6 protein-coding genes are annotated in these 14,503 nt (G+C 39.6%); 2 read left to right on the top strand and 4 right to left on the bottom strand.

The features are described from left to right. Window positions 1-118 precede the first annotated feature (118 nt). Window positions 119-3,244, bottom strand: a complete 3,126-nt coding sequence (locus ACO5JD_RS06850) for a glycosyltransferase family 2 protein (RefSeq protein ID WP_484988660.1) — start codon at window positions 3,242-3,244, stop codon at window positions 119-121. A 45-nt stretch (window positions 3,245-3,289) separates the two neighbouring features. Beyond that, window positions 3,290-4,510, bottom strand: coding sequence for a nucleotide sugar dehydrogenase (locus tag ACO5JD_RS06845; protein ID WP_484988658.1), 1,221 nt, complete (start codon window positions 4,508-4,510; stop codon window positions 3,290-3,292). A gap of 143 nt (window positions 4,511-4,653) precedes the next feature. Between ACO5JD_RS06845 and ACO5JD_RS06840 the strand changes: the two genes are divergently transcribed. Next, window positions 4,654-6,507 (top strand): DUF6020 family protein, encoded by a 1,854-nt coding sequence (locus tag ACO5JD_RS06840; RefSeq protein ID WP_484988656.1) that lies wholly within the window; start codon window positions 4,654-4,656, stop codon window positions 6,505-6,507. A 68-nt stretch (window positions 6,508-6,575) separates the two neighbouring features. On the opposite strand, the gene ACO5JD_RS06835 is transcribed toward ACO5JD_RS06840, so the two are convergent. Together ACO5JD_RS06835 and ACO5JD_RS06830 are read right to left on the bottom strand one after the other, a co-directional pair. After that, on the bottom strand, window positions 6,576-7,757 hold the full coding sequence (locus ACO5JD_RS06835; protein ID WP_484988654.1) for an acyltransferase family protein: 1,182 nt from the start codon (window positions 7,755-7,757) through the stop codon (window positions 6,576-6,578). Between the two features lie 66 nt (window positions 7,758-7,823). Beyond that, window positions 7,824-11,915, bottom strand: a complete 4,092-nt coding sequence (locus ACO5JD_RS06830; protein ID WP_484988652.1) for a glycosyltransferase — start codon at window positions 11,913-11,915, stop codon at window positions 7,824-7,826. Between the two features lie 304 nt (window positions 11,916-12,219). Here ACO5JD_RS06830 and ACO5JD_RS06825 point away from each other — a divergent pair, with 304 nt between their 5' ends. Next, on the top strand, window positions 12,220-14,499 hold the full coding sequence (locus tag ACO5JD_RS06825; protein ID WP_484988650.1) for a glycosyltransferase: 2,280 nt from the start codon (window positions 12,220-12,222) through the stop codon (window positions 14,497-14,499). Window positions 14,500-14,503: the final 4 nt, after the last annotated feature.

The following is a 14,503-nucleotide window of genomic DNA, read 5'->3' as shown; positions in this document are numbered from 1 at the left end:
CTTACTTTCGAAGCTGCTCGGAAGCAGTTTTGTTTCAGCTCAGTATTCAATTAGCACCGCCCCATGTTTGTTTAGCTTGGATATTTTTCATACAATTAAGAATATTTTTTGGTTGTGTTTAATGCTTTATCAACCTTAGGTTATATCCGAGTGATAGTAATTTTGTTCCCAGCTTAAAGGTGGAAGTAGAACGAATCCTTTCAAGTTGAGAATTAGTAGCATCGAATTGCTTTCTAATTTTTTTTGATATGCCTCTAATTTCATTAATAGAATCGGTTTTTTCGCGGTTCTTTTCGAGAAGAAGACCGATACGGCGGGAAGTATACAAACTGGCATCATTGTCGCAGATGTACCTATAGCTCTCGTAGTCATCCGGATGATAAAAATACGAAGCAGGTTTATCAACGATTCCTAGATTCTTGAACCATTTATTTTTTAGCAAATTAAAAAGCATCCCGTATGTCTCGCCGTAAAGTGTATTAAGATTCCAAAGTGAGAAATGTAGTGCATAGTTTATGAAGTCTTGCTCATAACGCTCCCAGACCTCCCATTCCTGTAATTTTTCACGCAATGCAATTAAGGCGTTATAGAAGCAATACCAGCTCTTTTCACGCGTAACAGATAAGGAGTCACTTGCCCGACGGTGATGTGCAAGCACGGTATTAATCGTGGATATACGCTCCGCGCGAATGATAGCTGAAAAAACAAAAAGTAAATCATTTGTTGTACGCTGCTCTTGGAATTTAATACCATTAGCACGGATGAAATCCGCTCGAAAAAGCTTATCCCAAGGCCATCCAATAAAGGCTCGAAATACATCGTAATAAATATCCTTACTATTAAAAGGACATTCAGCTGGCAGGAGCTCGGTGCGAATGTTACCCTTTGTCTTGCGATATACATGTGTGTCTTCAAAGTAATCATTGCTGTTAAATACAACAACATCACTCTGTTGAGAATATGCAGTTTCATAAGCAGTGCGAATTAAATCTGGTTCGTAGATGTCATCACAGTCAAGAAACATCAGATATTCGCCGTGAGCGTATGCCATGCCAACATTACGCGCGGCACCTGCACCAGTATTTTTCTGCGTAATGACGGTAAACTGCTCAAATCTATCGGCATACTCAGCCAGAATTTTTGACGTTGAGTCTGTCGATCCATCATCAACGCAGATAAGTTCTGCTGAATTATTGAGTTGATGTACCAAGCAGTTAAGAGTTTCATGGAGATATCGCTCAGCGTTATAGATGGGCATAATGATTGAAATACGAATTTTTTTAGCAAATGCTTTAGGGTTATCGATAAGTTCCGCTAAAAATTTCCAGCGAACTTCCCCACTCAATTGACGACTAATCTTGCCTTGGACAAATGGTTTTGCAAACTCATCGTATATACGTTTGGCATATTCAGTTTTTGCTGCAAGCGGTATTTGCAGATAGGTAGAATAAGCGTTATCGAGCTTTTTATACCAGTAAATAGTTTCATAACGTTCATATAAATTAGGCTTAGAATGGAGCCAGTTGTAAATATACTCATATTCTTGAGCTATTGCGTGTATCTTGTCTGAGCTGGTAAATGAAGATGCTGAATTATCGCAACGGCTCATATAAAAAGGCGTCTTGATGAATTGAGCATGAGTCGCGCGGACAAGTATCTGAAAGCAAAAAGCGTCATCCTGGAGGATATCTTCAGAAGATCTGCTGTACTGAATGTGCCACCTTTTGAGAAAATTCATGGAATAGATACTCGAGCAAGTGCCCATGGCAAAGGAAAAAGTTCTGTCATCTGTACTGGTATTTACTATACTTCCATAGTAAGAATTATCATCACTTAAATGCCTAAGCCGCAAGCACTCAGTGCCGTTCATATCTGTGGTAAAACGATAAAAATTACCTTTTATAAAATCCAAAGATTTTCGATTGGCAATTGAATAAAACCTCTCATACATTTCCGGCAAAACATAGTCAATAGATTTGAGAATGCTTAGATATTTTCCTCGCGCGTTCTGTATACAAAGATTTATCGAGTCGCCCAAACTAGTATCTAGCTTGCTAAACAAACGAAAGCGTTTATCGATAGCGGCGTATTCATTGTAGATTGCCAAAGATTGTTCTGAAGCATCATTATTGATACAAAGAAATTCTAGGTCCTCAAGAGATTGAGTTGTCAGACTGTGCAGGGATTGGTTTAAATATTCTTCTTGATTATGGATTGGAACTACGATAGATACTTTGGGATGAGTGGATTCTGCATGGAAAAAAGGCATAGCTTCATGCGAAATCTGTTTGGGAGAATTTCCATCGGTGATATTTTGCTGGGCTATTTTGAGAAGTTTGAAAGTTGGGTTCCAGAGAGTGCCTGGTAACGTTTTGATATAGGACGCTAGTATAGTTCTAACTTCACGAAATGAACTTTCTTCAATGGTGTTATGTTGTACGCATTCAATGCAGTCACCAATTGAATTACAAAGAGCTACTGCTGTAATGTCATCTGCAACGTTGCGTTGAGATAGTTTATTGCGAAGTGCCTCAATTGCTTTAAGTTGCTCTTTAACAGTATGAAGGACATTATTACTTTCAAGTGTTTTGCAATCCGCAATAGTGTGTAAAAGAAGGCAGTCGCGAGAAATTGCTGCACGCGGTTTGCAAGCAACTAGATTCCAATGGAAGAACTGCTCGATTTGTGTTGGATTACAACCAAAATCAATACGATGTTCCCGCAGAAATGCTCTGCGATATAATCCCGTCCAAACAGAGTTATTGAGTCGATATAAAAGACTTTCCACGTCTAAGTTGAGTAGATGGTTAAAATCATTTGGGTGTAAGTTCTCAAGAGTGAAGCTCTCTATGTTTAAAATTTGCTTTTTATTGCGAACATACGGTGCAGTAACAAAATGTAAGTAGTCAAGGTCGTAACGCTGTACTTTGTTATAGAGCGCTTCGTAGGCGAAATTGAGGATTTGATCGCCTGGCATAAGAAAGTGGATGTACTCTCCTGTTGCTGTCTCAAGTCCAGTGTTATAGAGTACACCCTCCTCTTTAGTGTTAAGGTCAATAACCTTGACGCGCGGGTCGTTATCTATAGCAGTTTTGAGCGCACTGCATATTTTAGTATCATGCGCTCCATTCATGCAGATGAGTTCGATATCCTTGAGCGATTGCGTGAGCGCACTAGATAGTGTGTCTTCAAGATACTCAGAGTATTGTTTGATGGGGACAACTATTGAAATTTTAGGCGACATGTAGCTTCCATATATTCGAACTAACAGAGCCAAAAGCGCAATGCATTAATCACGGCAGAATAAATCTCTTGTATAGACTTTTGAAGAAACGCTGCTAAGGTCATCGTTCCAGCGATTTGCAACGATGATATCAGCGTTCTCCTTAAAGTAATTAAGGTTATGAGTGACCTCGCTTTCAAAGAAATCTGGAGCATCAAGAGTTGGCTCATAAACAAGACACTGGAAACCCTTTGCTTTTATGCGTTTCATAATGCCCTGGATGCTTGAGGCACGGAAATTATCTGATCCAGACTTCATAGTCAGGCGGTAGATGCCTACAAGAGGATGTTTGACTCCATGTTCCTTGAGTAAGCGGCAGCAATCAATTATTTCTTCGGCAACAAAATCTTTTCGTGTGCGATTAGATTGCACAATAGCGCTAATGAGGTTTTGAGGTACATCCTGATAATTTGCCAAGAGCTGTTTTGTGTCTTTAGGCAGACAATACCCTCCATAGCCAAAGCTGGGATTGTTGTAGAAATCACCGACACGTGGCTCAAGGCAAACACCACGGACCACTGAAGCGGTGTCAAGTCCTCGTACCTCACAGTAGGTATCAAGCTCGTTGAAATAAGCAACACGAAGAGCAAGATAGGTATTTGCAAAAAGCTTTACTGCTTCTGCCTCAGTTGCGTGCATTACAAGTGTGGGCACATCTGTATCTTCAGCACCTTCTGCAAGCAAGGAAGCAAAACGCTCTGCTTCAGCACGCATATCCTCAAAAGGAGTTCCAACAATAATACGGCTAGGATGCAGATTGTCATAAAGAGCATGACCTTCGCGCAAAAACTCAGGGCTAAAAAGAAATTTGCCCTTTGGATAGCGTGCACAAATTGATTTGGTATAGCCAACTGGTACGGTGGACTTTACAACCATTGTCGCTTTGGGATTGATCTCGAGCACAAGTTCAATAACCTGTTCAACAAAGTGGGTGTCAAAAAAATTTTTGCGTGCGTCATAGTTGGTGGGTGTAGCGATTACTACAAGGTCAGCATTGGCATACGCTGTTGCGGCGCTAGTTGTTGCAGTCAGATTGAGCTTGCGTTTACCCTCGGAGGCTTCTTTCAAAAAGCGTTCAATTTCTGTATCAGCAATGGGACTCTGCCAGTTATTGAGTTTCTCAACCTTTTTGGGGATAACATCGACAGCTGTTACTTGGTTATGTTGGGCAAGAAGAATGGCCAAAGAGAGACCAACATATCCAGTACCGCCAACCGCGATATTCATGTTTTTACCTCCTAAGTTTTAGGCAAAGTATTACATATACTCTTATTGTAGACGTGGTCACTCAATATATGTGTCTATAAGACCGATAAGTTTATGAGTGGGCGAATGAGTGTTTGAATAGTCATAAATGGTTGAGGTGTTGAATGATTCAAGACTTTAGTTATAGATATAACAAATCAACAATGAATGCGGTAAGCTTGCTCCTAGCACTAGTATCTGTCCTTGCTCTTTCATCTACAGGCATTGTCTCTAAATCGACCTCTATTACTCATATTGTTGTTGATTCGGTTGATGGCACCGCTCTTCCTATAGGGATGTTATCGATAGCAATACTCGCTTTGCATCGAAAGATTTTTAGGGTCGTTCAACAATGTGGTAAAGCAATTACACATACACTCGCACTAATTTTTGCTTTATGTACCCTTATAGGTATGAGCTTTTCTCAAATGGGTAATAGCTCATTTATTTTGCAGAATATCAAACAATCCTTTGTTGCCTTGCTTGTATTACTTGGGTATTTTTATCTCTTCGATGTAGTTATTTGTTTTGCTTTTAATGGGCTTGAGAATAATCAAATTGGAATTAAGTATGTCACTAACGATAAGATGCACTTCGTTGATCACTCCCTATTTTTCTTTTTTATCGTTTTGATTCTTGCATGGTCACCCTTTTTACTTGCTTTCTTTCCAGGTTCGATTCCTTATGATGGCTATGTTGAAATAAATCAAGCATTTGGAATTAGCCCTCTATCCAATCATCATCCGTATCTCATGACTTTGCTAATAGGGGCCCTCATCTCACTAGGCAATCTTGTTAGCAATAATGTTGGGCTTTTCGTATGCGTTACGTTCTTTACGGTAATGGAGGCTCTCTGTTATTCGGCAGTTTGTCAGATTATTCAGAGTTGGTCACGGCATGCGGGTATTGGAGCCTTGCTATTTTTTGCAGTGCTACCTGTTTGGGGTGGGTATGCTCAGGCTGTTATGAAAGATGGACCATTTTGTGCTACATGGACTCTTTTCTTTGCGACGAGTATCCAGCTTTATATAGAGAGCAAAGATACTAGTTCTGAAAATACGTTCAGGAGATCGCCTCTTTTTTATACATTAATTCTTCTTGCATTGGGACTGGCAGTTAGTTTTTCTCGCAATAATGGTATCTACTTTTGTATCCCACAGCTATTCGTACTTATCTTGCTAGCGGGAAAGAAGACTCCGCACTTACGTCAGTATCTTTGTAACTCTGCAATAATTATGTTTGTAATTTTTAAACTTGTTAGCGGACCTCTTATGAATGCTTTAGGCGTTGTACCAGGATCTGTTAAAGAAGTTCTTTCAGTGCCATTTCAACAGACTGCACGTTTCGTGAAACTCCGACCAGATGAAGTCAGCAAAGAAGAGTTTGCCGTTATTAATCAAGTGCTGCCTGCTTCTGCATTAGGATGTAGGTACAATCCAGACAATGCAGACTTTATCAAAGATATGTTCAAGGCAGAAAGTACAAAAAAGGATTTGTTAAAGTACTTTAAAGTTTGGTTTGCAATGGGGTTGCGTCATCCGAGGGTTTATATTGATGCAACTTTAGCTAATACATATGGTTATTTCTATCCCTTTGAAGCGCATGAGGTATTGTCATCCTACCCCTTCTATATCAAGGGGGAACCCCTTGCAACGGGTGCATTTGATTTTCATTATGAGCTTCCGCAACTAGGCCGAAATATCATGAAGAGTTATACGGATATATGGAAAGTTTACCCACTTCTTTCGCTATGCGTAAATCCAGCAAGCTATACATGGGCTCTTTTATTTTTTTGGGGTTTCATGTTGTATACCAAGCGCGGACATTCTGTATGGCTCCTTCTGGGAGCTGCACTGAATGTGGCACTATGCTTGGTAAGCCCTGTGAATGGTTTGTTGCGTTATGCACTGCCATTGATGGCTTCGATGCCTGTCATTGCATCTTTTTCCATTTGCCATTGTTTTAGAAATAATCAATAATTGCGGATATCATATAAATGACTTGACAGTCAATATAATGGTGCCTACTTGTGGGAAGTAGGATTATCTCACCTAATTCGGGAGAAAGATTTATTGTGTTTAGTTTTTGTGGCAAAGATTCCGAATAGATTGCCCAGTGCTCCACAAACGGTAAGGCTTACAAGAAAGATAATAGTGGCAGTACAAAGGATGAAGCAGAGAGTCCAAAATCCTGACATTCCATGTAATAAATGGGATTTAATAAAAGGAATAATTCCATAGGTATTAAGCATATCAATAACAAAGTTATGAATGACATATATGGGGAACGTGAGCGATGCTACAGCGCAAATAATGGATTCAAGTCTTGGATGGGCATTTTGTTGTATTGAAGATGTGCACAATATAAAGATGCAGAGGGTAACTAATAGACCGAAAGGTGAATACCAAAAGATCGCCACAGTATGATCGAGTCCCTGCATATAGGCATGATGCTGGAATATGGCACGTATATTGTTGACGCAAACTATCCCTGTTAGCGCAACTAATGCAATAAGAAGTTGATGAGAGGCTAAGCGAAGCTTTATATTGTTCCACCTGCGGTAAAAAATATCCCCCCAGAGAACTATGATAGCTCCTGGAATCATTGCATTAAGACTATGGTGCGAAAAAGCAAAAGTCTGGTTATTTGTTAAAGTATTTATCGTCAATCCAATAAAGGAAAGCGCAAGAAACACATTCTCTCGTTTGTCAGATTTTCTGAGATAAAGTGCAAAAGAATTAAGTGCAGGAGAGATTAAAAGAAGTAAGAAATAAGCTATAAGAAACCAGAGATGTCCGCTACGTTTAACGGGAACAAGCAACTTAGCTAAACTATATACCAAAGCTTTATAGTCGCTGAGTGGATGACTAAGAGATTTTAAGATGGGTGTTCCAGATATAAAAAAGTCATAAAAGAAAAAAATAAAAAGACAAAAGACACATACGGGGATACCTATTTTCTTAGCAAAGTGACTCAAAGAACGTTGATAGTTAAAGTCCTCTCGAAAAAGAAAACATCCGGTAATAAACCAAAAAATTGCTACTCCATCAGCAACTAGGCAAGTGATAAAAATTTGAGAGTTATATGCCACTCCGTGTTTTAAGGGGCCCGGATTAATATGACATGCGATTACACAAAGACAACCAACAATGCGCATTAATTCAATTGCTGGATCACGTTTTCGCTTATAGTTCTGAGGTTGAACTTCATATCCCTTGATATGTTTCATAAAACTGTCCTATTCCAGACATAGTAAAATACGCCTAGTTATTGAGTAAATTATGGGTGGGGAAAGCTAGGACAGCCCTAGCTTTCTTAGGATAAGTTTTGGATTGCGTAGCGCCCTTCTTGCCCTTCTCAAAAATCGCTTCAACCTCAAACCTAACTTAATAATTTTATTGTTTTTTATCTGGGAGAGCCTATCCTGCAATCTATTTGCAGCCCTGAGATTTGAGGCTGCCAATCTGTTTAAAGTATTTATCTCATCATTCTGAGTCTTGATAGTTTCTTTGAGTTCACAATAGGTTGTGATATCTTTTTCAAAAAGATAGAGCTCAAGTTCAGGCATGAACCATCGTTCGTTTTGTTCAAGACTAGAGAGCTTTGAGAATTGCGCCCTAGCATGCTGCAACATGTATTCGCGCAATTCACATGCAACAGCCCATCCACTATCCTCTGGAGAGTGAGCTGAAATTTCGGCACTCATGGCAAGAAATATCTTAAAATAACTGTAGCAATTGAAAAACTTAGGTTTACTTGACATTGTCGATCCTGAGCGGACTCGGCGCTTGTAGAGTGAATCATGCATACAATTCGCTCGTCTTGCATGTAAGAGAGACTTGAACGTATAAAAATTATCCTCATAAATGATTCCAGGAAGAAACCAAAGATTATTATTAATAAAATGCTCTCTACGTGTCATCTGCATACAGGGAGAAACCCAGTAGTCCCCGTCATTCCATAATTCTTTTAGTAATGTAGGTCCATTAAGGACATCTGAGTGTAGATAATGCCTTTGATAGTTTCCCTCAAAGTGTTGGTATGTTTCAATGTCATCGGTGGAATGTGCGAAGCTTATACCCTCAAAGAAGAGGACATCGAGCTTTTCAAGCTCCATTTTTTTGTACAGTCTTTCAAGTGCATATATATCAAGTACATCGTCGCTATCAATGAAGTAAATATATTTTCCTACTGAATATCCTACACCTGTATTTCGAGCGACGCTCTGACCTTGGTTTTCTTGATGTAGCAGTATTATTCGTGGATCGTTTTCAGCAAATTTTTTGATTAATTCGGATGAGGAGTCGATGCTTCCATCGTCCACACAAATGATTTCAATGTCGTTTTTACTTTGATTTACAAGAGAATCAAGACATTCTGAAAGGTATTTTTCGGAGTTATATATGGGAATTACAACGCTAATTGATGGTTGAATCGTGCTTTTTCGGGGAATTACTATGATTTCTGCCCGTTCCGTAGATGAGGATATTTTTTCAAATCCAGCTCGTAATCCTTGGAAGAAGTTGTAATCTGCTTCCTCTTCATACGATTCACAAGCTAAATCGAAAATACCTGTGTTGCGCACAGCATCAGAACTAAGTGCATGTACCGCGATACTTCGCGCATCGTTGCTGGTCAATGAATCAAAGTCGCTACGAATAGTATGTGCAGCTAACGCACGGGCACTCGAGAGAACGAGTGGGTTGTTGTATGTCTTAGATGCAAATACACCATTTGCTCCAAGAAGATCTATCCATGGTTTAGCAAGTTCAGATGCATAGGGATTTATATGATTTTCGTTGCGTTCTTTTGAAGTACTTGCCTGGACTATTACTGCAGTATCACAGACAGAGATCTTTGATGCTTGCAACAGAGCGATTGAGCACAGAAGAGCATCGTTTCTAAACGATGTATTAGTCTCAAATTGATAGGGAAGAGACTTCAAAAAGCCTGTTCTATAAACTTTGCCTAACACAGTTGGTGAGCTAACTTGTAGTAATTGCTTTGGTGCTGTAGTTGAATTGAACGGGTAAATGCTGCTGTAAATTACTTCGTTGTATCCGAATGACTCTTGTGCCAGCTTTTTTGAATCCAAGTTATAACATGTTTGTTTATTGAGTAGGATGTCAGGAGATTGCGTTTCAATAATTTCTCCTAAAAGCTCAAGGCATGATGGCTGTAGAAATGTGTAGTTGTTGATAAACAGGATAAAGGCACCCTGAGATTTGTTTATTGCGGTATTGCGCAATGATTCTCCACCATCGCTGATAACCTGGAATCGGGAATCCTCATGTGCATATTTGGCCAAAATTGTACCAGTATTGCCCAGTGAGTTTTGATCAAAGCATAGAACTTCAAAACTAGAAAAAGTTTGAGCGAGTAAGCTATCTATGCATGTGCGAAGGGTTTTTTCTCCATTGTGAACTTCCAGCACTATAGAGAATAGTGGTGAATTCTTAGGGTTTGAGGACTCAAATTTCTGAGATATTGTCTTGTGGTGTGCAGCATAGGATTCTGGGCTCTCCAGAACTTGCTCAATAAATCTGCGATATCTACCAGTAAGATAGTCAAATTTGAAAGACCCGGACTCTAGTCCTTGGGTAAATTCAGCTTGGACTTCTTTTAAGAAATCAATTCTCAGGCTGTCAGCGAGACGCTTATCATTCCAATCGTATACAGTGGCCGTGCGTGACCAGATATCTGCTCTATAAGTCTTCTTAAGGGTAGGTCGCGCATTTATATAGGCATGGACAGATTTCATTTCATTGCAGATACACAATACTTTGCCTGAAGAATGTACACTGCTATTGTCATTATCAATACGGTAATGCAGCCATCCCCTTTTTAGTAAGATTATAGATTTGGCTGCCATAATAACTTTTAACAAAAAAGCTGTATCTTGATAGGAAGCACCAGGAGTTTCTAGAAAATCAATTCCATTTCTTGCGAGAAAATCTTTCCTATAAATGCCACTCCAGATTCCTGATGCACCATCTAAAATCTTTTTCTTCTCGTCTACGGTAAGAACTTTGTTATAAGGTAAACCAGCATAACGTTCAAACAGAGTATCATGCTGGATAGGCTTGGTTTGAAAACGACGCCAATTTGCTTTGACAACGTCCGCATCCCTCTTCTCAGCGACTGCAAAAAGATTGGCATACATGGTTGGGGAGGCAAAATCATCTGTTTCAACGATTCCTATATATTCGCCTTGAGCATGCTTAAGCCCCAAATTCATTTGGTGGCCATAGCTTTTTTTATCTGAAACTATGACAGTTATGCGAGGATCGTTTTTTTCGAATTCTCTTAGTATTTCTAGCGTGCCGTCAGTTGAACCTGCATCTACGCAAATGATTTCAATATTGCGAAGAGTTTGATTACAGACACTTTGTATACATTCACGAATATATGGTCTCACGTTGAGTGAGGGCATAATAACGCTTATTGCTATGGGTTTCCAATTTAGCACTTTTTGTACTTCAGACCAGCTGTCTGTCTTATAAAAAAACTTTTTCGGTTTGTCTGCTACATCTAATTCTTTAAAAGCTCTTGATAGCGCTGGGACTATTTTCTGGTACGTCGAGATGTCAACGCTATTTTTATACCAGTTTGTAAACGTGACGCAATAGTTAATGAAGTCCTGTTCAAAGCGATCATAAAGTTTTTTTTCTTGGAGAAAATCTCTTACCTTAATGAGAGCATCAAAAAAGCAGTGCCAACTTTTTTCTCGTGTAACAACTAGAGATCCTTCGTGTACCCTCTGATGAATTAAGACATCGTTGATATAGTCAATTTTCTTGGCAAGTAGGGTGGCTCCCACCACAAAAAATAGGTCGTTTGTTGTGCGCTGTTCTTGGAAATACAACGAGGAATCTTTAATAAATTGAGCTCTGAATAGCTTGTCCCAAGGCCACCAAATAAAAGCTTCAAAAAAGTCCTTCTTTATATCGGTTGCTTGGAAGTAATTATTAGCTGGTATCAACTCAGATTTGATACTCCATGGAGTATCAATAGTTTCTTTTGTCTCGTGAATGAATTTGTTACACCTACATATGGCAACATCAAGTTGCTCAAAATCAGAAATAGTAAGTAGTTTTTCTAACATGGTTAGTTCAAAGACGTCATCACTATCCAAAAAACTGAGATACTCTCCAGTAGCAATTTTCATTCCTTTGTTTCTTGCAGCACCTGCACCAGCATTTTTTTGTTCTATTACTTTAATGCGCGAATCATTTTTTGCATATCTGTTTAGGATAGTAAGACTTGAGTCAGTACTGCCATCGTCTACACAAATTACTTCAATATCACTTAGGGTCTGAGATAGAACACTTTTCAAGCATTCGTCAAGATATTTTTCTGCATTGAATATTGGAATAATTACGGACACTTTTGGCATACTGAATAGCTCTCTTCTCTATTTATGTTTATGTTTCCTTATTATCTCTTATAGCAAATGTAGAAAGCAAACCTTCTTCTGCGTTTTATTGCGGAGCATTCCATTGCATGGTGCTTGTGTTGGTATTCAAATTTTACTTGTGGGGAACGAGTACCTGTATGCACATATGAATCCATTAATACTTTTTCAGCTTTCTTAGTTAATCTACCATATGGTGGTGAACTGCATAATTTTTAAGGTGATAATACTGATTTGATTCACCTATTAGGCGCTGATATTTCCAAGGAGATAAATAATGGCTTTCATTTCTGTTGTCCTATCAGTGTTAAACGATGCGCCTTTCTTGAATCAGTGCCTTGACAGCTTTCTTACCCAGACATCTGATGATTTTCAGCTTATCTGCATTGATTGGGGGAGCAATGATGCATCACAGATCATTCTTGCTGAATATGCCCAACATGATGAGCGCATGACAGTTATCAATCGGTCTGGTAGCAGCCAAGATGAGATGTATAATTATGTCGTTCAATATGCAACAGGAGATTACATCTATTTTTGTGATGCGGGCGATTATGTTGAACGTATCTTTATAGAACGTTTAAAAGATCAGGTAAATACCTATCAAGTAGACGTGCTGTTTTTTGATGCACAAACGTTTGAATCCCATACCAATACAGTAATTCCGAGGACTCAAATGTGGCCTCAGTTTTATAGCAATAAAACAGTATTCTCTTACAGGGACGCTCCTCAGCATATTATGACAATCTCTTCAACTGATATTTGGACTAAACTGTTTAGCTTGAGCTTCCTGAAAGAGAAAAAATTAAGCTTTTCACCATTTGATAAGACTACTGAAATTGTTTTTATTGCACTTGCTTTATGTGAGGCGAGTCAATTCCTAAGCCTCAATGAAAAGTTAGTACATCATCGCACGAAGAAAGGGAATCTTCGACATATCAAACACTCACCAACAGATGTTCTTACTGCGGTAACACAATTGTATACTGAGCTGTGCAATCGAGAACGTTATGAAGAACTAGAATTTTCGTTTGCAAATTTTGCTGTTAGAACACTCGCGCAATGTTTACATGGAATGTCCGATGCTCAAGAGCGCTTTGTGCTTTGCAGTCATATTGCACACTCTGAACTGATACAAACGAAGGTATTAGCTTTTAAACGAGAAAGCTATGAGAGTTGCGGAGATTATGACTGTGTTTGTGGATGTGAGTCAGCGTATGAGTATCACTCTAGGATACAAAATCTGAAACAAGGTTCTACGGAACCCTATGTCCTTCAAGAACGTACTCCAACGTTATGTGTGCCAAAAGTAACTGTTATTGTACCTGCCTTTAACGTGAGTCTCTGGATTGGACAATGCCTTGATAGTATACTTCGTCAAACTCTACAAGAGATAGAAATAATTATTGTTGATGATGGGTCTACAGATGCCACTCTCGATGTGGCATTGAACTATGCCCAACACGATACACGTATAACGGTGATGTCACAGCATAAACCAGGTCACTCCTGTGCCAGTTCAAGAAATGCGGCGTTGAGCTGGGATCACCAATGGGGCGATTATCTTTATTTTCTGGATGCTGATGACTGGATTGAGCCAAATGCACTTCAGACTCTTTGGGAGAGAGCGGAAAAAGATCAGCTAGATGAAGTTATTTTTGATGGCGCTGCATTTCTCGATGATACAAAAATACCGAGTAAACAAGCAGAGCGTGAGTTTGCCAAGTATTCCAAGTATTACCGTCGCTACCAAGATTATACGGGTGTGTGGGATGGAAAAGATCTCCTTTGTGTCTTTCACGCGGCTGAGGAATATCGCGTAAATGTTGCCTTACAATTTTTTAATAAATCCTATTTTGATACGTCTCATCTACGCTTTAACCAATCGGCTGCACATGAAGATAATACATTTACCTTTCAGGCACTCTGGCACGCTAAGCGAGTTGGATATATACCACAAGCATTCTATCGTCGGCGTGTTCGCAGTGATTCTCTCATGACGTCTGCCAAACAATTCAAACATGCGCATGGTTATTTTCTTGCCTATCAAGAAGTTCTTGCGGAATTATGGCGTTATCCGTCTGATGTGGCTGAGCAGACACGAACCGCAACTATGATTGCAACACAATTGCTCCGTAATGCGCGCAATGATTATCACAAGCTTTCTTTTGCGGAAAAATATGCATTTTGGGCGTTAAACCCGATCGATCAGAGGAATTTTGAAGTGTTGGTGCGTGAGCTAGATACCTTCCGCACACATATGGAAGATGCTGAAGCATCAAGAGAGAGGGCACTCGTGGCAAAACGTGCTGCGGAGGCGATGGCATGTACGCATAAACATGCCGCATCCTCTGCCGCTGCGGATCTTAAGAAAGAGATGCAAGCGCACAGGAAGGCTGAGTCAGCACTGAGAGACGCCCTTGAGAAAAACAGGCGGCTTAAAAAACGCCTAGATGCTCTGCTTTCCTCCAAATCGTATCGTATAGGTTCAGCCCTTGTGACGCCTGCAAAGAAGATACGTGAAGCGTTTAAGCCAAGGAAAAATAGCAGCAAGTAGTAGG

This window comes from Olegusella sp., from assembly GCF_057238325.1.
Note: the sequence above shows the minus strand (reverse complement) of the source record. Positions and strands in the feature narration are given on the sequence as shown.

What these genes read in the sequence shown, in the direction of transcription:
- ACO5JD_RS06850 (WP_484988660.1), bottom strand. Translation starts at nt 3,244, where the DNA reads ATGTCGCCTAAAATTTCAATAGTTGTCCCCATCAAACAATACTCTGAG.
- ACO5JD_RS06845 (WP_484988658.1), bottom strand. Translation starts at nt 4,510, where the DNA reads ATGAATATCGCGGTTGGCGGTACTGGATATGTTGGTCTCTCTTTGGCC.
- ACO5JD_RS06840 (WP_484988656.1), top strand. Translation starts at nt 4,654, where the DNA reads ATGATTCAAGACTTTAGTTATAGATATAACAAATCAACAATGAATGCG.
- ACO5JD_RS06835 (WP_484988654.1), bottom strand. Translation starts at nt 7,757, where the DNA reads ATGAAACATATCAAGGGATATGAAGTTCAACCTCAGAACTATAAGCGA.
- ACO5JD_RS06825 (WP_484988650.1), top strand. Translation starts at nt 12,220, where the DNA reads ATGGCTTTCATTTCTGTTGTCCTATCAGTGTTAAACGATGCGCCTTTC.